General features: G+C 72.8%; 15 protein-coding genes and 1 pseudogene. 10 read left to right on the top strand and 6 right to left on the bottom strand.

Annotated features, from left to right (window positions below; all coding sequences use genetic code 11):
* Positions 1-62: 62 nt before the first annotated feature.
* The 7 genes from MRQ36_RS03090 to MRQ36_RS03055 all read left to right on the top strand — a co-directional run bounded on the left by MRQ36_RS03090 (position 63) and on the right by MRQ36_RS03055 (position 8,021).
* Positions 63-1,400 carry a cytochrome P450 gene (locus tag MRQ36_RS03090; RefSeq protein ID WP_242800798.1) on the top strand — a complete coding sequence of 446 codons (1,338 nt, stop codon included), beginning with the start codon at positions 63-65 and terminating at the stop codon, positions 1,398-1,400.
* The gene (locus tag MRQ36_RS33100) at positions 1,397-2,320 is read left to right on the top strand and encodes a terpene synthase family protein (RefSeq protein ID WP_308194774.1); all 924 of its coding nucleotides are present in this window, start codon (positions 1,397-1,399) and stop codon (positions 2,318-2,320) included. Before MRQ36_RS03090 ends, MRQ36_RS33100 begins: the two co-directional genes overlap by 4 nt.
* Positions 2,320-3,957 (top strand): prenyltransferase/squalene oxidase repeat-containing protein, encoded by a 1,638-nt coding sequence (locus MRQ36_RS03075; RefSeq protein ID WP_242792563.1) that lies wholly within the window; start codon positions 2,320-2,322, stop codon positions 3,955-3,957. The genes MRQ36_RS33100 and MRQ36_RS03075 overlap by 1 nt, the downstream gene beginning before the upstream one ends.
* 102 nt (positions 3,958-4,059) lie before the next feature.
* Positions 4,060-6,417, top strand: coding sequence for a nitrate- and nitrite sensing domain-containing protein (locus MRQ36_RS03070; RefSeq protein WP_242792561.1), 2,358 nt, complete (start codon positions 4,060-4,062; stop codon positions 6,415-6,417).
* Positions 6,418-6,623: 206 nt separating this feature from the next.
* A complete protein-coding gene (locus MRQ36_RS03065) occupies positions 6,624-7,049 on the top strand; it encodes a roadblock/LC7 domain-containing protein (protein ID WP_242792560.1) in 426 nt (141 codons plus the stop codon).
* Complete coding sequence (locus tag MRQ36_RS03060; protein ID WP_242792559.1) at positions 7,046-7,435, top strand: DUF742 domain-containing protein; 390 nt, start codon at positions 7,046-7,048, stop codon at positions 7,433-7,435. The genes MRQ36_RS03065 and MRQ36_RS03060 overlap by 4 nt, the downstream gene beginning before the upstream one ends.
* On the top strand, positions 7,416-8,021 hold the full coding sequence (locus MRQ36_RS03055) for an ATP/GTP-binding protein (RefSeq protein ID WP_242792558.1): 606 nt from the start codon (positions 7,416-7,418) through the stop codon (positions 8,019-8,021). Before MRQ36_RS03060 ends, MRQ36_RS03055 begins: the two co-directional genes overlap by 20 nt.
* 32 nt (positions 8,022-8,053) lie before the next feature.
* Here the strand turns inward: MRQ36_RS03055 and MRQ36_RS03050 are convergent, their stop codons facing one another.
* The 3 genes from MRQ36_RS03050 to MRQ36_RS03040 all read right to left on the bottom strand — a co-directional run bounded on the left by MRQ36_RS03050 (position 8,054) and on the right by MRQ36_RS03040 (position 10,406).
* Positions 8,054-8,965, bottom strand: a complete 912-nt coding sequence (locus MRQ36_RS03050; protein WP_242792557.1) for a GIY-YIG nuclease family protein — start codon at positions 8,963-8,965, stop codon at positions 8,054-8,056.
* A 51-nt stretch (positions 8,966-9,016) separates the two neighbouring features.
* On the bottom strand, positions 9,017-9,376 hold the full coding sequence (locus MRQ36_RS03045) for an AraC family transcriptional regulator (RefSeq protein ID WP_242792556.1): 360 nt from the start codon (positions 9,374-9,376) through the stop codon (positions 9,017-9,019).
* Between the two features lie 181 nt (positions 9,377-9,557).
* The gene (locus tag MRQ36_RS03040; RefSeq protein ID WP_242792555.1) at positions 9,558-10,406 is read right to left on the bottom strand and encodes a LysR family transcriptional regulator; all 849 of its coding nucleotides are present in this window, start codon (positions 10,404-10,406) and stop codon (positions 9,558-9,560) included.
* 93 nt (positions 10,407-10,499) lie between these two features.
* On the opposite strand from MRQ36_RS03040, the gene MRQ36_RS03035 reads away from it, so the two are divergent.
* Complete coding sequence (locus MRQ36_RS03035) at positions 10,500-11,231, top strand: SDR family oxidoreductase (RefSeq protein ID WP_242792553.1); 732 nt, start codon at positions 10,500-10,502, stop codon at positions 11,229-11,231.
* A gap of 68 nt (positions 11,232-11,299) precedes the next feature.
* Here MRQ36_RS03035 and MRQ36_RS03030 read toward each other — a convergent pair whose 3' ends face one another.
* Entirely contained in the window at positions 11,300-12,913 is a 1,614-nt protein-coding gene (locus MRQ36_RS03030) for an MFS transporter (RefSeq protein WP_242792551.1), read from the bottom strand.
* A gap of 123 nt (positions 12,914-13,036) precedes the next feature.
* On the opposite strand from MRQ36_RS03030, the gene MRQ36_RS03025 reads away from it, so the two are divergent.
* Positions 13,037-13,810, top strand: a complete 774-nt coding sequence (locus MRQ36_RS03025) for a TetR/AcrR family transcriptional regulator (RefSeq protein WP_242792549.1) — start codon at positions 13,037-13,039, stop codon at positions 13,808-13,810.
* A gap of 81 nt (positions 13,811-13,891) precedes the next feature.
* Here MRQ36_RS03025 and MRQ36_RS03020 read toward each other — a convergent pair whose 3' ends face one another.
* Entirely contained in the window at positions 13,892-16,747 is a 2,856-nt protein-coding gene (locus MRQ36_RS03020) for an aconitate hydratase (RefSeq protein ID WP_242792547.1), read from the bottom strand.
* A gap of 258 nt (positions 16,748-17,005) precedes the next feature.
* Here MRQ36_RS03020 and MRQ36_RS34315 point away from each other — a divergent pair.
* Positions 17,006-17,776 (top strand): annotated as a pseudogene (locus MRQ36_RS34315) (LysR substrate-binding domain-containing protein); the annotation flags it as partial.
* A gap of 237 nt (positions 17,777-18,013) precedes the next feature.
* Here MRQ36_RS34315 and MRQ36_RS03010 read toward each other — a convergent pair.
* Complete coding sequence (locus MRQ36_RS03010) at positions 18,014-18,661, bottom strand: hypothetical protein (protein WP_242792543.1); 648 nt, start codon at positions 18,659-18,661, stop codon at positions 18,014-18,016.
* Between the last annotated feature and the right edge of the window lie 167 nt (positions 18,662-18,828).

The following is an 18,828-nucleotide window of genomic DNA, read 5'->3' as shown; positions in this document are numbered from 1 at the left end:
AGATATTGATGTCCGACGCGGTGAGTGGTGATCCCGCCCCGACCGCCGGCCGGGCGGTCGACGTGCCCGTACGCCGAGCGCTGCCGACGCTGATGAAGGACCCGCTCGGAGGGCTGGTGCGGATCGCCGACGAGGCGGAGGGTCGCGTCGTCCGGCTCAACCTCGGCACGTTCCGGCCCTGGCTGGTCACCCACCCCGAGCACCTGCAGCGGGTGCTGCGCGACAACGCGGCCAACTACATCCGGGACGACCGGGGCCTGCTCTGGCGTCCGGTGCGTCGGGTGGTCGGTGAGGCGATCCTGGTCGCCGAGGGCGAGATCTGGGAGTCCAGCCGGGCCGCCCTGCAACCGCTGTTCACCGCCAAACGGGCGGAGACGCTGGTCGAGCGGATGGCGGAGGCGATCGGCGAGGCGGTGGACGACTGGGCCGAACCGGCCCGGGCGGGCCGCCCGGTCGACGGGGCGCAGGAGTTGAAGAGGCTGGTCCTGCGGGCCACCATGCGGGTGCTCTTCGCCGACCGCATCACCCTCGTGGACGCGCTGCGGATCAGCGCCGCGCTCGACACGGTGACCACCGCGATGATCCCCCGGCTGCTGGCCCCCTTCGTCCCGTACGCGGTGCCGATGCCCGGCGACCGGGCCTTCCGGGAGGCGGTACGGACCATCGACCAGGTGGTGCTGCCGATCATCCGGTCGGTCCGGGCGAACCCCGACGACGGCGACGACATCATCGCCACCCTCTGCCGGCCCCGCCCGGACGGCCGGGTACCCGACGAGTACCAGATCCGGGGCGACGTGGTGGCGATGTTCTCCACCGCCACCGAGACCACCATCGCGCTGCTGTCCTGGCTCTGGCCGGTGCTGGAGACCCAACCCGACGTGGCGGCCCGGCTCTACGAGGAGATCGACCGGGTGGTCGGCGACGGGCCGGTCCGCCGGGAGCACCTGGGCGAACTGCGCTACGGCCGGATGGTCCTGGACGAGCTGCTCCGGCTCTATCCGGCCGGCTGGCTGATCCCGCGTACCGCGGTCGCCGACGACGTGGTCGGCGGCGTCCGGCTGCCCGCCGGCGCCACGGTGCTGGTCAGCCCGTACGTGACCCAGCGGATGGCGACCTTCTGGCCCGACCCGACCCGGTTCGACCCGGAGCGGTTCGCCCCCGACCAGCCGCGCCGCCGCTACCGGTACGCCTACTTCCCGTTCGGCGGTGGTCCGCACCAGTGCCTCGGCCAGTACCTCTTCCTGTTGGAGGCGCAGCTCATCGTCGGCACCGTGCTCAGCCGGTTCCGCTTCAAGCTGGGCGGCCCGGCCGACCTGACGCCTCGGATGGGTGCCTCGCTGTCGCCCCGGCAGCGGATGGAGCTCACCCTCTCCCCGGCCCACGGTCCGGTCTCCCGGTGAGCGGCCCACCGCCGGCCGCCACGCTCGACGGCGGGGTGGCCCCGGCCTCGGTGGCGGAGCAGGGCCGGATCTGCGCCCTGGCCACCCGGGGGCTGCGTGACCTGCAGGACGTCGCTGCCCGGCACCCCGGGCTCTTCTCGGCGGCCACCTTCGACCCGGCGCTGCTCAGCTCGGTGGCCACCGCCATCGCGTTCACCGCGCCCTGGTACCCGGCCGCGCGGCTGCGCCTCACCACCCGGGTGCTGCTCTGGGTCTTCGCCGCCGACTGGGCGATCGACACCCGGGCCGGCACCGCCGAGGAGGTACGGCGTACCGTCGCGGACTGCCTGGCCGTGGCCGACGGCGCGCCCCCGCCGCGCGGCGCCGAGCTGGCGCACCTGCTGGCCGAGATCCGCGACGAGCTGACCACCGCGCCGGCCTGGGCCGCCCAGCGGACGGTGTGGCGGGAGGAACTGGACCGGATGTTCCAGGCGGTCGCCCGCGAGTGGGACTGGAAGAGCCTGCCGACCGACCCGGTCACCGGCCGGCCGCCGCTCGACCTCGACGGATACCTCGACAACGCCGACAACCTAGCCTGTTCGTTCGTCAACGTGACGCACTGGATCTCGGTGGGTGACCCGGACTGCCTGGACCACCTGCCCGAGCTGCGCAGTGTCGGGCGGGACGTGCAGCGGGTACTGCGGCTGGTCAACGACCTGGCCACCCACCGCCGGGACCTGGAGTGGGGGGATCTCAACGCGCTGCTGCTGGTCGCCGAGCCGGCCGAGGTCACCACCCGGCTGACCGAGTTGGCCGCCCGCTGCCGGGAGCGGATCGCCGCGCTCGCCGACCGCAGCCCCCGGCAGGCGGAGTACCTGCACCGGCAGATCGCCTACACCAGTGGCTTCTATCAGCTCTCCGACTTCTGGGGGGCGGCGTGATGACCCGGCCGGCCCGGGCCGCCGCGCTGCCCCGCCCGGCCGACGAGCTGGTCGCCGGACTGTCGCGGCGGCCGTGGGGACAGGTCGACCCGTCCACGTACGAGACGGCCCGGCTGGTCGCGGTCGCGCCCGGCCTGCCCGGGCACGACGCCCGCGTCGCGCACCTGCTGCGCGCGCAGCGGCCGACGGCACGGTGGGGACCACCCGTCCAGGGGTACGCGCTGGTGCCGACCGTGAGCGCCACCGACGCGCTGCTGGCGGAGCTGGCCCGGCCGGGGACGCCCGCCGCCGGTCTGCTCGACGCGGTGGCGGGTGGCCTGCGGGCGCTGCACGGGCCGCTCGGCCCGGTCGACCTGCCGGACACGCCCGGCGCGGACCTGATCGTGCCGGCGCTGGTCGGCTCGATCGGCGAGCGGCTGGACCGGCTGGCGCCGGAGGTCCGGCACCGGCTGCCGGCCGGTCGGCCAGGGCTGCCGGCCGGGGTGACCCGGGAGCGGCTCGACCGGATCCGGGCCGGGGTGGCGGCCGGCGTCGACCTGCCCGCCAAGCTCGCCCACTTCGTCGAGGTGCTGGAGCTGCCACCGGACCGGCTGCCCGGCGCGCACGGCGGGGATCCGCTGGCGGTGGGCGCCATCCCCGGCGGCGACGGCGGCCTGGCCGCCGCGACCCGCCCGCCGGACGGCGCGGCGGCCCGGGGCTTCCTGGCCGAGCTGGTACGGCACGGCGGCGGTCCGGTGCCGTGCCCGACGCCGATCACGGTCTTCGAACGGGCCTGGGTGCTCAGCGGGCTGCTCCGGGCCGGCGTCCCGGTGGTCCCGCCGGCGGCACTGGTGGACAGCCTCGCCGTCGCGACCGGGAGAGGCATCGCCACCGGGGCCGGCCTGCCGACGGACGCGGACACCACCGCCGTCGCCCTGGACGCGCTGGGTCGGCTCGGCCGCCCCGCCGACCCGGCCGTGCTGTGGGAGTACGAGACGGCCGACGGGTTCTGCACCTGGCCGGGGGAGGACGGCTTCTCGGTCACCACCAACGCGCACGTCCTGGACGCCTTCGCCCGGCACCTGGCCCACCATCCGGACGCGAATGCCCGGCACCGGGCCGTCCCGACCCGCCTCGCTGCGGTGCTGCGGGAGCGCCAGTCGGCCGACGGCGGCTGGCAGGACCGCTGGCACGCCTCCCCTTACTACGCCACCGCCTGCTGCGTGCTGGCCCTGGTCGGTTCCGGGGCCGGCCGGACGGCGGCGGACGCGGTCGGCGCGGCGGTCCGCTTCGTGCTGCGTACCCAGCACGCGGACGGCTCGTGGGGACGCTGGTCGGGCACCGTGGAGGAGACGGCGTACGCCCTGCACGTCCTGCTCGCCGCGCCGTGGGCCGCCGCCGGGGTGACCGCCGCGATCGCCCGAGGCTACGGCCGGCTGATCGATCCGCCCGACCCGCCGCACCCTCCACTGTGGTACGGCAAGGAGCTCTACCGGCCGGTGGCCGTCGTCGAGGCGGCGGTGCTCACCGCGCGGCATCTCGCCACGGAACACCTGCTCAGGGCGGGAGGCGGGCGGCCGGCCAGGGAGGCGGTCAGTGTGCCGAAAGCGGGCACAGCAGACATTCAGCGACTTGAGGGGACCTGTGGACACTGCTAGCGTACGCACAGCCCGCGCCCCTGGACGGTAGTGCGCAGGACGAGCCCCCTCAATACGATCATGCGCTGATGAGCTGAGTCAGCGCCCTGTCTGGACGGTCCGATGCGTTCTCGCGGTACCAGCATTCGCACCAAGATCGTCGCCCTCCTGCTCTCGCTGGTCGCTCTCTGGGCGTTCGCGGCGTGGGTCACCGTGCGGGACGGCTTCAACCTTCTGGGCGTGCAATTGCTCAACAGCAAGGTCTACGTACCCAGCGAACCGCTGCTGCGCGAACTGCAACTGGAACGGCGGCTCGCCACCGCGTACCTCAGCATCCCCGCCGCCGAGCAGCGCGACGCGTACCAGACGGAGCAGCGCAGGGCCGAGGAACTGGCGGCGACCTTCGAGCGGTCCGTCAAGGACTGGCAGGTCGACCTGGCCGGCAGCGGCCTGCTGCGCAGCCGTCTCGACCAGTCGGTGCAGCGGCTGAACGCGCTGCGCGACCTGCGCAAGGCGGTCAACGAGCGGAGCGTCGACCGGGTGGCCGCGGCCCAGGGCTACACCGAGGCGATCGAGTCCATCTTCCAGGTGTACGACGTCACGGGCAGCCTGGACGACAAGGAGATCGCCGCCGATGCCGCCGCCCTCATCCAGCTCAACCGGATGAAGGAGCTGATCTCCCAGCAGGACGCGCTGGTCAGTGGCCTGTCCGGCAGCCGCCGGATCAGCGGCCCCGAGTACGCCCGGTTCGTCTCCCTGGTCGGCGCCGAACGCTTCCTCGGCACCGAGACCGCCGCCCGGCTCTCCGCGGACGACCAGCGGCGCTACCAGCAGCTCACCGAGGGCGAGGCGTTCAGCCGGCTGCGGACCACCCAGGACCAGATCATCCGGGACGGTCGCCCGAGCGACGTGCTGCCCTTCGACGACACCCGGTGGCGCGGCACGGTCGACCCGACCCTCACCGCCGTCGACGAGGTGGTGGCCGCGGGCGGTGACGGCATCGTCAGCCGGGCCACCGGCACCGCCATCATGGTCATCGTCCGGCTGGTGCTCGCCACCGGTCTCGGTCTGCTCGCCGTCATCGCCTCGATCATCATCTCCATCACCACCGCCCGGACCCTGCTGCGCCAGCTGGAGCGGCTGCGGGAGGCCGCCCACACGCTGGCCGAGGAGCGGCTGCCCGGCGTGGTCGCGCGGCTCGGCCACGGCGAGGAGGTCGACGTCGCCCGGGAGGCGCCCCCGCTGGAGTTCGGCGACGACGAGATCGGGCAGGTGGGCCAGGCGTTCAACGCGGTGCAGGAGACCGCCATCCGGACCGCCGTCGAACAGGCCGAGTTGCGGCGCAGCGTCCGCGAGGTGTTCCTCAGCCTGGCCCGGCGCACCCAGGCGCTGGTGCACCGCCAGCTCACCCTGCTCGACGCCATGGAGCGGCGGGAGCACGACGCGGAGGAGCTGGAGGACCTGTTCCGGGTCGACCACCTGGCCACCCGGATGCGGCGCAACGCCGAGAACCTGATCGTGCTCTCCGGCTCGACGCCCGGCCGGTCCTGGCGGCGCAACGTGCCGATGGTCGACGTGGTCCGGGGCGCGGTGGCGGAGGTCGAGGACTACACCCGGGTGAACGTGCTGCCGCTCGGGCGGGTGTTCCTCGCCGGTCGCGCGGTCGGTGACGTCATCCACCTGCTGGCCGAACTGATCGAGAACGGCCTCTCCTTCTCGCCGCCGCACACCACGGTCGAGGTGCGCGGCCAGATGGTGGGCAACGGCTTCGTCATCGAGATCGAGGACCGCGGCCTCGGCATGCCCGAGGAGGACCTCGCCGCCGCCAACCACCGCATCGTGGACCGCTCCGAGCTCAACCTCGCCCAGGCCTCCCGGCTCGGCCTCTACGTGGTCAGCCGGCTCATCTCGCGGCACGGGGTGCGGGTGCGGCTCAAGGAGTCCCCGTACGGCGGGACGACCGCCGTGGTGCTGATCCCGCTCGAACTGGTCAGCGGGGACGCCACCGGTTCGGACGGTCCCGCCACCGGCGACGTCCCGTCCCGCCCGGCCGGTGTCGACCGGACCGCCGGCACGCCGGCCGCGATGACCGCACCGACCGGGGCGGTCGCCTCGGCACCGGCCGCGGTGGACGTCCGCCCCGCCGCCGTCGACACCCTGCCGACCGGCGACGGGAGCGAGGTCGAGCCGCTGCCGGAACCCCGACCGTCCTGCCGACCCGGACCCGGCGCCGGCAGCCGGCGCTGGAGGACCCGACCGTCCCCACCGGCCTGCCGACGACGGTGCCCACCGCGCCGGAGCCGGCGGTGCCCGCCGAGCCGCCCCGGACCGCGCCGGCCGAGCCCCAGCTCACCGACTCCGGACTGCCGGTACGGGTGCGGCAGGCGAACCTGGTGCCGGAGCTGCGGGACGAGGCGTCCGAGGTGGAGACGGAGGCCGACGACGAGGCGACCCGGCCGCCGGAGCAGATGCGCCGGATGATGGCCTCCTACCAGAGCGGCACCCGACGCGGTCGTACCGACGCGGCGCGGCTGGTCGGCGGGACCGGCCGGGAGGCAGCAGCCGGGCCGGACACCGGGGACGAGCAGGCGACCTGACGAGGGCGTCGGCCCGGCGGCACAGGTCGCCGGGCGTACGACGCCGACGCACGAGAACGGCGCACCAGCCGGGGGAGAAGAGGACGACGAGTGGCGCAGAAGACCGCAACGAGTTCCGACCTGACGTGGTTGCTGGACGATCTGGTCGGCCGGGTGAAGCAGGCGGAGCACGCCGCGGCGCTCTCCACCGACGGGCTGCTGATGGCCGCGTCGAAGGGGCTGAGCCGGGACGACGGCGAGCACCTGGCCGCCATGGCGGCCGGCATCCAGAGCCTGGCCCGGGGCGCCGGCAAGCGGTTCGGTGGCGGGCAGGTGCAGCAGACCATCATCGAGATGCAGTCGTCGTTCCTGTTCGTCATGGCGGCCGGCCGTAACGCCTGCCTCGCGGTGCTGGCCAGCGAGGATGCCGACGTGGGGCTGATCGCCTACGAGATGGCGATGCTGGTGACCCGGGTCGGCAAGTTCGTCGCCTCGCCGACCCGTGAGGTGTCGCCCGGCGAGAACCTGGCGCGATGACAGCGACCGGGGAGCCTGCCGCGCAGGAGTGGGTGGACGACCACGCGGGCCCGGTGGTCCGCCCGTACGCGGTGACCGGTGGGCGGGCCCGGCCGGTCACCGGCACCTTCGACCTGATCTCCCTGGTGACGGCGACCCGGGCCGACGTGGGCTCGGAGGCCGGCCTGGGGCCGGAACACGTGGCCATCGTGGGTCTCTGCCAGCGGATCCTGTCGGTGGCCGAGGTCGCCGCACACCTGGACCTGCCGGTGGGCAGCGTCCGGGTCCTCCTCGGCGACCTGGTGGCCCGCAACCTGGTCAGGGTCCGTGAGCCACGGCCCACATCGGCCGGCCTTCCCGACGAGAGCGTTTTCGAGGCGGTAATCAATGGACTACGGGCGCTCTGAGCGGCCGGCGGGCGCGGCGCCGCTGCCCACCGCGATCAAGATCCTCATTGCCGGCGGCTTCGGTGCCGGCAAGACCACCATGGTCGGCGCGGTCAGCGAGACCCGCCCGCTGCGGACCGAGGAGGTGCTGACCGAGACCGGCATCGGCATCGACGACCTCTCCGGGGTGGAGGACAAGAACACCACCACGGTGGCGATGGACTTCGGCCGGATCACCATCAGCGACGACCTGGTGCTCTATCTGTTCGGCACGCCCGGACAGGACCGGTTCTGGTTCGTCTGGGACGAGTTGGCGCTCGGCGCCATCGGCGCGGTGGTGCTCGCCGACACCCGACGGCTCGCCGACTGCTTCCCGTCGATCGACTACTTCGAGGAGCGGGGCACCCCGTTCGTGGTGGCGGTGAACTGCTTCGAGGGTGCCCGGGAGTTCCGGCTGGGCGAGGTGCAGACCGCGCTGAACCTCGACCCGGGCGTACCGGTGCTGCTCTGCGACGCGCGGCAGCGGGAGTCCAGCAAGGAGGTCCTCATCACCCTGCTGGAGCACGCCATGAAGACCCGCGAGGCCCGCCGCCGCGCCGCCGACTGACCCACCCGATCGGCGTACGCGGGGCCGACCGGTCAGTCGGACAGCACGCGCTCGACGAGGTGCGGGCAGTGGGTCTTCCAGTTGAGTGCCGGCCCCTTTCGCATCAGGTCGAGGTTGAGCCTGCGGGCGGCCCTGATGATCCCTGGCTGGGTGAGCGCGTCACGGGCGGAGCGCACCGACGTGAAGCGCAGGCCCAGCACGCCGGGGCGGATCCGGTAGTGGCCCTCGACGGCGTGCATCGTCGCCAGCCGGAACCGGGTCCGGAGCTGCGACCGCGCTACTGCCCGGTCGACGTTCACCCAGATCTGCGGTTCCTCCGGACGGTGTCGGTCGTGGCACACGTACAGGGTCTCCAGAGCGTGCACCGTGAGGGTGAACAGTCGCGGGTAGCTGGCGGCGTTGGTGCCGGGGAGGGCGCTGAGCGTCCAGTAGCTCAACTCGGTCAGCTCCGGCACCGGCATCGTGGCGCGGAGGTAGGCACCCACCAGGCGGGCCAGTTCGTCGGTGAACCGGGGATCGGCCTGCAACCGGTCGAACCGGTGCCGGCTGCGGCGGTGCAGGACGGGATCGTCCGGTCGCGCGTCCAGGCGGACCTGGTGCGGCTGGTGGTCCGTCAGCCAGCGCCGTTGCTCCGGCGGCGACAGGTGGAGGTCCAGGTCGCTGGTGCCGAGCCGGCCGGTGGTGTGCACGACGTTGCGCAGCGGCACCCCGGCCGCCTCCCGTCGGCGGATCTGATCCCGTTCGACCTCGTCGAGCCGGTCACGACCGACCTGCCGGAAGGCGAGCTCCACGATGTCGGTCCAGGTCCGTCGGTGCTGGCCGAACCGCGCCACCACGTCGACCGCCTGTCCCACGTAGCGTTCACCGTCGGCGAAGGTCAACTCGTACACGCCGCACCGACCGCGTGCCCTGGGCAGGAGATGGGCGATCGAGTTCAGGCCCACCACCGTCAGCCGATCAGTGCCGCGATCGGGCACGCCGAACGACAAGTCGGCCTACCGCAGCCAGCGCAGGGCGGCGTCGGCGGTGTCCTCGGGGGTGCTGTTGAAGGCGATGGCGGCGCCGGGTGCGTGCTGCCGGACCAGGTTGACGACCTGCTCGAAAAGCTCCAGCAGCGGTTCGTGCTTACGGATGCCGCCCCCGACCACCACGCAGGCGTAGGGCTTCCGGGTCAGCGCCTCGACGATCGCCGCCTCGGCGGTGTCGTCCGGTACGACCAGGCAGAGGTCGGCCTCGATCCCGTGGGCCTCGAAACGGGCCTGGCCGCGCGCGATGGCCGCCACGACGGGCTCGGGATCCCAGCCCGGGATCCGGACCGGATCGAGTCCGATCACCAGTACCGGCCCCGGTGCCATGCGTCCTCCTGCCGCCGTCAGCCGCGCCTGGTCGATGCCACGAAGCGTGTCCAGGCGGATCCAATGTAGCAATGTGGACGCCTGCTCGATGATCGGCGCCGGGGCCTGGCTGTCGACTTGGGCGACCCGGGTGCCGCCGGCAGTTCCCCAGGTGCTGGCGCGCCGCGAGCGGATTCGCGTTCTACAGGCGGGTGGCGGTGCGGACCAGCGCGGCGAGGGCCCGGGACCGGCTGTGCGGCGGCCAGGCGATCACCGTCGTCACCGTCGGGGCGTCCGGCACCGGCACGGTGGCGAGGTCGGCGCGCAGGTGGACCCGGCACGACTCCGGCAGCACCGCCGCCGCCCGGCCGAGCGCGATCAGCTGGTAGAGCTGCGCGTGGTCCCGTACCACCGGGCCGGGGCCGTCCGGGTAGCTGCCGTCGCGGCGGGGCCAGCGCGGCAACGGCAGGTCGGGCAGCGCGGCCACCTCGGCCATCCGCAGCTCCGCCCGGCCGGTGAGGGGGTGCCCGGCCGGCAGGACCGTGACCTGCTGCTCGGTGCGCAGCTCCTCGCTGTCGAACCCGCTCACCGAGTCGTACGGACGGTGCAGCAGCGCCACGTCGGCCCGCCCGTCGCGCAGCAGTCGCTCCTGCTCGCCGATGCCGCAGAGCTGCACGTCCACGGTGACCGCGTCGGGCTCGGCCGCGTACGCGTCGAGCAGCTTCGGCAGCAGTTCACCGCTCGCGCCGGCCTTGGTGACCAGGACCAGGCCGGGCTCGCCGGTGGGGGCGAGGGCGGCCCGGCGGGTACGGCGGCCGGCGGCGTCGACCGCGTCGAGGGCCGCCCGGGCCTCCCGCAGCAGCACCGAGCCGGCCACGGTCAGCGCGACCGCGCGGCTGCTGCGTTCCAGCAGGGTGACCGCGAGCCGCCGTTCGAGCTGCCGGATCGCCCGCGACAGCGGCGGCTGCGCGATCCCGAGCCGTCGCGCGGCCCGCCCGAAGTGCAGTTCCTCGGCGACCGCCACGAAATAGCGCAGCTCCCGCGTCTCCATCCCACCACCGTACCCGGGGTCGATACCCGTGAGGTATCGCCGGCCACCCGGACGGTGTTGGTGGCCGGCCGGATCCCGGCCAGCATCGGCGGCATGAACGAACGGACGATCGCGCTCGTCACCGGCGCGAACAAGGGAATCGGGTACGAGATCGCGGCGGGCCTCGGCGCGCTCGGCTGGAGCGTGGGCGTCGGCGCCCGGGACGAGCAGCGCCGGGCGGACGCCGTGGCGAAGCTGCGGGCGGCCGGCGTCGACGCGTTCGGCGTACCGCTGAACGTGACGGACGACGCGAGCGTGGCCGCCGCCGCCCGGCTGGTCGCCGACCGCGCCGGCCGGCTCGACGTGCTGGTCAACAACGCGGGCGTGACCGGCGGCATGCCGCAGCAGCCCAGCACGGTGAGCCTGGCGGCGGTGCGGACGGCCCTGGAGACCAACGTGCTGGGCGTGCTGCGGGTCACCAACGCGATGCTGCCGCTGCTGCGCCGCTCCCCGGCTCCCCGGATCGTGAACATGTCCAGCGGCGTCGGCTCGCTGACCCGGCAGTCCAGCTCCCTCGACGAGCGCGACACGGGCCCGCTGTCAGCCGCGTACTCGCCGTCGAAGACCATGCTCAACGCCGTCACGATCCAGTACGCCAAGGAGCTGCGGGACACGAACATCCTGGTCAACGCCGCCTGCCCGGGCTTCGTCGCGACCGACCTGAACGGCTTCCGGGGCGTGCGTACCCCCGAACAGGGCGCGGCGGTGGCGATCCGGCTGGCGACCCTGCCCGACGACGGCCCGACCGGCGGGTACTTCGAGGACGCCGGGGTGATCCCCTGGTGAACGCGGCAGGGCCCCGTCCCGCGACCCTTCGCGGGACGGGACCCTGCGCCGGCTGTGCGACGGTTGTCCTAGGCGGTTGGCCGGACCGCGGCCGGGTGGTCGCTGCTCGGGTGCGCGCTGCCCGGGTCGGGCGGCCCGTCCGGTCGCGCGGCGGCGGCGTCGGCCGCGTGGGCGTGGCGGAGCAGGAGGACGCAGAGCGCCGCGGCCAGCAGCATCACCGCGCCGGCGGCGACGGCCGCGGCGTGCATGCCGTCCAGGAACGCTGCCCGCGCCGCCGCCAGGACCAGCCCGCCGGTCCCGCCGGGCAGTCCGGCCGCCAGGTCGAGGGCGCCGGCCAGCGTCTCCCGGGCCTCGCCGGCGGCCCCGGTGGGCAGGCTGTCGGGCAGCGCCGGGCCGATCCGGTTCCGGTAGACCGCGCTGCCGACGCTGCCCAGCAGGGCCATGCCTAGGGCGCCCGCGAACTCCGTCGCCGACTCCAGCAGGCCGGAGACCGAGCTGGCCCGCTCGGGCGGCGCCTCGCCGAGGACCACGTCGGTGACCAGGGACATCACCACCACGATGCCGGCGGCGTAGAGGCTCGCACCGATCATGACGGGCCACAGGCTCGACCAGGCCCGGACCGTGGTCAGCACCGCGAAGCCGCCGGCGGCGACGACGAAGCCGACGGCCATGACGTACGCCCGGTTGACCTTCTGGGCGGCGACCGCCGCGAGCGGCGCGGCGGCCCCCACCCCGACGGTCGGCAGCAGGCTCCACAGCGCCGCCCGCAGCGGGCTCATGTCGAGGACGAGCTGGAGGTACTGGGTGGTGAAGATCGCGAAGCCGACCATCGCGAACATGCCGAGCATGTTGACCAGCAGGGAGGCGCCGAACGCCCGACGGCGGAACAGCGCCACGTCGATCATCGGGTCGGGCCGGGTGCGCTGCCGGTGGACGAAGACGGCGCCGACGACCAGTCCGCCGAGGATGCCCGCCGCCGGCAGCGGCGCGAAGCCGTCCCGGGCCAACTCCTTGATCCCGTAGATCACCGGCAGCACGGTGGCCAGCGACAGCAGGGAACTGACCAGGTCGAAGCCGCCGGCCCGCGGGGTGCGGAACTCGGGCAGCAGGATCGGGCCGAGGATCAGCAGCAGGGCCATCGCCGGGATGTTGATCAGGAAGATCGCGCCCCACCAGAAGTGTTCGAGCAGGAAGCCGCTGAGCACCGGTCCGACCGCGATACCGCCGGTCATCGCGGCGGTCCAGATCGCGATCGCCGTACCCCGCTGCTTGTCGTCGCGGAACATGTTGCGGATCAGGCCGAGCGTCGACGGCATCAGGGTGGCGCCGCCGATGCCGAGCAGCGCCCGGGCGAGGATCAGCACCTCGGCACTGCCGGCGTACGCGGCCAGCAGCGAGGCGGCGCCGAACGCGGCGGCGCCGAGCAGGAGCAGCCGACGCCGACCGATCCGGTCCCCGAGTGAGCCCATCGTGATGAGCAGGCCGGCGAGGACGAAGCCGTACATGTCGAAGATCCAGAGTTGCTGGGTGCTGGTCGGGGCCAGTTCCCGGCTGATGAACGGGACGGCGAAGTAGAGCACCGACACGTCCATCGAGACCAGCAGCAGGGGCAGCATCAGCACCCCGAAGCCGAGCCATTCCCGCCGGCCCGCCCGGGGCCCCGCCGTGCTCACCGCGGTCATGCGGCCACCTCCTCTTGTCGGGAGCCGCGCCACCGCGACCCGTTAACTGCGTATGCCGTACGCGGTTCTGCGTACGTTATACGCAGTAATAGGATGGGCAGTCAAGCGACGGGAAGCGGAGCGATGAAAGACGACAGCGACAGCGGACTGCCGGCGAGCCTCGAAGCCGCCTGGGGGCTGCGGGAACGGCCCACCAGAGGACCGAAGCGCGGGCTCAGCCTGGACCGGATCGTCCGCGCCGCGATCGCCGTCGCCGAGGCGGACGGCCTCGCCGCGGTCTCGATGGGCCGGGTCGCCAAGGAGCTGGGCACCGCCCCGATGTCGCTCTACCGGTACGTCGCCGCGAAGACCGAACTGCTGGACCTGATGACCGACGTGGCCTTCGGGCCGCCCGGCCCGACGCCCGGCCCCGAGGTCACCTGGCGCGAGGGGCTGCGCCGGTGGGCCCGGGGCGAGCTGGCCGGCTTCCGGCGGCACCCCTGGCTGCGGCACGTGTCGGTCGGCTCGCCACCGATCCTGCCCAACCAGATCGCCTGGATGGAGCAGGCGCTGGTGGTGCTCCGCCCGACCGGACTCGGCGGGCAGGAGAAGGTCGCCACCGTGCTGCTGGTCAGCGGCTACGTGCGGTACTGGGCGACCGTCACCCTCGACATCCAGGCCGTCGCGCAGGCCGCCGGCTCGACCGCCGAGGAGGCCATGACGACGTACGGGCGGCGGCTCGCCAAGGTCGTCGACCCGGCCCGGTTCCCCGAGGTCAGCGAGCTGATGGCCGGCGGGGACATGGAGGGCGAGCCGGACGACCCCGACGCGGACTTCGTCTTCGGGCTGGAACGGATCCTGGACGGCATCGAGGCGCTGGTCCGGTCCCGCTCCGCCGGGCCCGACGGGGCGCGCTGACCCGGGCCGACGGCGCCCGCCGCCGGAAACGCCGAAGGGCCCCTCCCCGCCGTCGCGGGAAGGGGCCCTTCTTCGGGTACGTCAGCTGGCGATCATGCGGCGCAGCACGTACTGCAGGATGCCGCCGTGCCGGTAGTAGTCCGCCTCACCCGGGGTGTCGATCCGGACCACCGCGTCGAACTGGACGCCGGTGTCGGTGGTGACCTGCACCGTGCGCGGGGTGTCGCCGTCGTTGAGCGCGGTCACGCCGGTGATGGAGAAGGTCTCCGTGCCGGTCAGGCCGAGCGACTCGGCGGTGGTGTCCACCGGGAACTGCAGCGGCAGCACGCCCATGCCGATCAGGTTCGAGCGGTGGATCCGCTCGTACGACTCGGCGATGACCGCCCGGACCCCCAGCAGCATGGTGCCCTTGGCCGCCCAGTCCCGCGACGAGCCGGAGCCGTACTCCTTGCCGGCCAGGATGACCAGCGGGATGCCCGCCTCCTGGTAGGCGGTGGAGGCGTCGTAGATCGAGGACTGCTCGCCGGTCAGGTGGTTGACCGTGAAGCCACCCTCCACGCCCGGCACCAGCTGGTTGCGCAGCCGGATGTTGGCGAAGGTGCCCCGGATCATCACCTCGTGGTTGCCCCGACGGGAGCCGTACGAGTTGAACTCGTGGCGCGGCACCCCGTGCTCGGCGAGGTACTTGCCGGCGGGGGAGTCGGCCTTGATCGAGCCGGCCGGGGAGATGTGGTCCGTGGTCACCGAGTCGCCCAGCTTGGCCAGCACCCGCGCGCCGGTGATGTCCACGACCGGCTGCGGCTCCTGCTGCATGCCCTCGAAGTACGGGGGCTTGCGGACGTAGGTGCTCTCACCCTCCCAGGCGAAGGTGTCGCCGGTCGGGGTCGGCAGCGACTGCCAGCGCTCGTCACCGGCGAAGACGTCGGCGTACGCGGCGCTGAAGCCGGTCGCGCCGATCGCCTTGCCGATGACGTCCTGGATCTCGGCGCTGTTCGGCCAGATGTCGCGCAGGAAGACCGGGTTGCCCTCGGTGTCCTCGCCGAGCGGCTCGTTGGCCAGGTCGATGTCCATCGTGCCGGCCAGCGCGTACGCCACCACCAGCGGCGGGGACGCCAGGTAGTTCATCTTGACGTCCGGGTTGATCCGGCCCTCGAAGTTCCGGTTGCCCGACAGCACGGAGACGACCGCCAGGTCGCCCTCGTTGACCGCGGCGGAGACCTCCTCCGGCAGCGGGCCGGAGTTGCCGATGCAGGTGGTGCAGCCGTACCCGACCAGGTTGAAGCCGAGCTTCTCCAGGTAGGGCGTGAGGCCGGCGCGGTCGTAGTAGTCCATGACGACCTTGGAACCCGGGGCCAGCGTGGTCTTGACCCAGGGCTTGCGGCTCAGGCCCTTGTCGACGGCGTTGCGGGCGAGCAGCGCCGCGCCGAGCATCACCTGCGGGTTGGAGGTGTTGGTGCAGGAGGTGATCGCGGCGATCACCACGGCGCCGTGGTCCAGCTCGTACTCGACGCCGTCGGCGCCGGTCACGCGTACCGGATTGGTGGCCCGACCGCCCGCGCCCACCGCGGCGGTCTCCAGGTCGCGCGGCGCGTCGGCCGGGTCGTTGACCCCGTTGGCCGGGGCGTCGCTGGCCGGGAAGGACTCGGCGCTGGCCTCGTCGGCCGGGCCGTCCGTGCCGAACGGCTTCTGCTGCTGCGGCACGCCCGGCTTGCGCCCCGGGTCACCGCCGGTCTCGTCGGCGGCCACGTAGTCGGTCAGCGCCGAGCGGAACAGCGTCTTGGCGCTGCCCAGCGGCACCCGGTCCTGCGGGCGCTTCGGGCCGGCCAGGGACGGCTCGATGGTGCCCAGGTCCAACTCCAGCCGCTCCGAGTAGTCCGGCTCGTGGTCGGCGTCGTGCCAGAGGCCCTGCTCCTTGGCGTACGCCTCGACGAGCGCGACCTGCTGCGGGTCGCGGCCGGTCAGCTCCAGGTAGCGGACGGTCTCGGCGTCGATCGGGAAGATCGCCACGGTGGAGCCGTACTCCGGGGACATGTTGCCGATGGTGGCCCGGTTGGCCAGCGGCACGGCGCTCACGCCGGGGCCGTAGAACTCGACGAACTTGCCGACCACGCCGTGCTTGCGCAGCATCTCGGTGATGGTCAGCACCAGGTCGGTGGCGGTGGTGCCGGCCGGCATCTCGCCGTGCAGCTTGAAGCCGACGACCCGGGGGATCAGCATGCTGACCGGCTGGCCGAGCATGGCCGCCTCGGCCTCGATGCCGCCGACGCCCCAGCCGAGCACGCCCAGGCCGTTGACCATCGTGGTGTGCGAGTCGGTGCCGACCACGGTGTCCGGGTACGCCTGGCCGTTGCGCTCCATGATCGTACGGGCCAGGTACTCGATGTTGACCTGGTGCACGATGCCGGTGCCCGGCGGGACGACCTTGAACTCGTTGAACGCGGTCTGGCCCCAGCGCAGGAACTGGTACCGCTCCTTGTTGCGCTCGTACTCCAGCTCGACGTTGCGCTCGAAGGCGTCCGCGCGGCCGAACAGGTCGGCGATGACGGAGTGGTCGATGACCAGCTCGGCCGGGGCGAGCGGGTTGACCTTGGTGGCGTCGCCGCCGAGGTCGCGGACGGCCTCCCGCATGGTGGCCAGGTCCACGACGCAGGGCACGCCGGTGAAGTCCTGCATGAGCACCCGCGCCGGGGTGAACTGGATCTCCACGCTCGGGTCGGCGTCGGCGTTCCAGGCACCGAGCTCACGGATGTGGTCGGCGGTGATGTTCGCGCCGTCCTCGGTCCGCAGCAGGTTCTCCAGCAGGATCTTCAAGCTGTAGGGCAGTCGGTCGTGGCCCTCCACCTTGTCAATCTTGAAAATCTCGTAGCTCGCGTCTCCGACGCGTAGCTGGGTCTTCGCACCGAAGGTGTCGAGGCTCGCCACGTCGTACTCCTTCACACCAGCGACCGTGAGTAGTCCTGAGCAGTCTGTCGCACCGGCCGGGACGACGCCCCGGTTAGGTGACACTTACCGCCGATTCTCGTTCAACAAAACCGTACGTCCGTCTTGCTATCGACGCAAGTTCGGGCCCCACGGGTGAGACACATTCGTGGTGCACTATGTAGGCGTCGGCGGAGGCGATGACCCGTCGGCTCGCGGAGGGGCCCGCGGTCGGACGGAGGCGACCGGTTGGAACTGGAGATCCGACAGCTGCGAGTGTTCCTGGCGGTGGCCCGATCGAAGAGCTTCAGCCGGGCTGCCCTCTTCCTCGGGCTCACGCAACCGGCGGTGACGGCCCACGTCAAGCGGCTCGAACGGCATTTCGGGCTGACGCTGTTCGAACGCACCACCCGGATGGTCCGCCTCACCGAGGCGGGCCGTCGACTGCTGCCCCTCGCCGAGCGGGTGGTGTTCGACCTGACGGAGGTGGACCGGGTGATGGCCGGCGGCGGCCCGACGACGTTCCGCTTCGGCGCGGAGGCGCCGGCGCTGACCCGGATCCTCGGCCCGCTGCGGCGACTCCTCCCGACGACGGACTTCGACGTGGCGGTGGAGCTGTCCGAACGCAGCGTCGCGCAGATCCGGGCCGGCCAGCGGCACGCCGCCCAGGTCTACGACTTCGAGGCGGCCCCGCTGCCGCTGGACGGACTGGGCTCGGTCGTGCTGGACCGGGAGCCGATCTGGGTGGTGCTGCCCCGCTCGCACCGGCTGGCCGAGGCGCCCGCGGTCGCCCTGGCCGAGCTGGCCGGCGACCCGTGGGTGCTCCGCCCGACCGGGCAACGGCTGCGCCGGTTCGTCGTCGAAGCGTGCCGCAGCGCCGGGTTCGAGCCCCGCGTACGCCACGCCGCCACCGACGGCACCGCCATCGAATACATGATCGCCGATCATGGCTGCGTCACCCTGGGATCGCCGATCAACCTCGGCAGTCCGCACTACGTCCAGCGTCCCCTGGTCGACCCGGTGGAACGGACCCTCCGGCTGATCTGGTCCACCGGCGAGGTGGCCCACGAGCTGGTCGTCGTGCTGGCCGACCTGATGCGGCGGCGCTACCTCGACGCGGCCCTGGCCAACAACCCGGAGTACGCCCGGACGCTGCTCGCCCGGCGGCACCAGACGGCTGTTCCCGGCGACGCCGACCCCGCGATCGTTCCCGCCGCCGCGTCAGCGACGACGGGAACGGTCACCCGGCCCCCGACGGTGGAGGTCGGGGTGGCCCGCGGCGGCTCAGACGCCCGGGAACCTCGTGGTGTCGTACGTGCCGACCGTCCAGCTGCGGCCACCGCCCCAGTCGAAGGTGGTCGTCGTGCTGTGCGCCATGGACCAGACCACCCCGAGGCCGGTGGGGAGGAACTCGATGCCGTAGTTGTGCTGGACGCAGCTGCCCCGGTCATGGACGTTGGTGAAGCTGACGCTGGTGCCACCCGCCGTGACGTTGATCGTCCCCGACGAGGTCGACGGGTTGACGGTGAAGCCGAACCCGATGGTGCTGAAGGTGAAGGTGTCGATCTGGGTCACCTTGACAGGCGTGTCGTCGGTGATCCCGTATCCGCTGCACGAGGAGGAGTTGCCGCTGACGAAGATCCGACCGACGTTGTTGGTGGTCGCCTGCTTCTTGTAGGAGACCTTGTCACCGAGGTGGACCCAGGCGAAGTAGGGCTCGATGTCGTTGATCTCCCGGTCGCCGTTCAGCCACGTCTCGCAGTTGCGCCAGCCGTCGGTGGTGGTCAGGAAGCCGCAGGAGATGCCGAAATCGGCCCGGGCGGGCGTGGCCGGCAGGACCGTGGAGGCGACCGTGGCGAGGGCGGTGACCACGGCGGCCAGGACCGTGAGCAGGCGGCCGCGTGGTGACCATCGGAGCGAAGAACTGATCATGGGGGACCTTTCACGCCGTACCCGACTGTGGCGGGTGGAGGACGGGAGTGGTCCCAGGATCGGACAGCCGGGACAACGAGAGAAATCAATACTTGGTGGGGTGTCATAAGCCCTCGCTATAGGCGGACGTGGGCGTGCCGCTGCTGCGCGACACCCGTTCGCCACGA

Origin of the sequence: Micromonospora sp. R77 (assembly GCF_022747945.1) — a bacterium.
Taxonomy (GTDB): domain Bacteria; phylum Actinomycetota; class Actinomycetes; order Mycobacteriales; family Micromonosporaceae; genus Micromonospora.
This window is presented reverse-complemented; position numbering and strand designations above follow the sequence as displayed.

Excerpts from the sequence above, each read along its gene's own strand:
- MRQ36_RS03075 (WP_242792563.1), top strand. The coding sequence starts at position 2,320 with ATGACCCGGCCGGCCCGGGCCGCCGCGCTGCCCCGCCCGGCCGACGAG.
- MRQ36_RS03070 (WP_242792561.1), top strand. The coding sequence starts at position 4,060 with ATGCGTTCTCGCGGTACCAGCATTCGCACCAAGATCGTCGCCCTCCTG.
- MRQ36_RS03060 (WP_242792559.1), top strand. The coding sequence starts at position 7,046 with ATGACAGCGACCGGGGAGCCTGCCGCGCAGGAGTGGGTGGACGACCAC.
- MRQ36_RS03055 (WP_242792558.1), top strand. The coding sequence starts at position 7,416 with ATGGACTACGGGCGCTCTGAGCGGCCGGCGGGCGCGGCGCCGCTGCCC.
- MRQ36_RS03045 (WP_242792556.1), bottom strand. The coding sequence starts at position 9,376 with ATGGCACCGGGGCCGGTACTGGTGATCGGACTCGATCCGGTCCGGATC.
- MRQ36_RS03040 (WP_242792555.1), bottom strand. The coding sequence starts at position 10,406 with ATGGAGACGCGGGAGCTGCGCTATTTCGTGGCGGTCGCCGAGGAACTG.
- MRQ36_RS03035 (WP_242792553.1), top strand. The coding sequence starts at position 10,500 with ATGAACGAACGGACGATCGCGCTCGTCACCGGCGCGAACAAGGGAATC.
- MRQ36_RS03030 (WP_242792551.1), bottom strand. The coding sequence starts at position 12,913 with ATGACCGCGGTGAGCACGGCGGGGCCCCGGGCGGGCCGGCGGGAATGG.
- MRQ36_RS03025 (WP_242792549.1), top strand. The coding sequence starts at position 13,037 with ATGAAAGACGACAGCGACAGCGGACTGCCGGCGAGCCTCGAAGCCGCC.
- MRQ36_RS03010 (WP_242792543.1), bottom strand. The coding sequence starts at position 18,661 with ATGATCAGTTCTTCGCTCCGATGGTCACCACGCGGCCGCCTGCTCACG.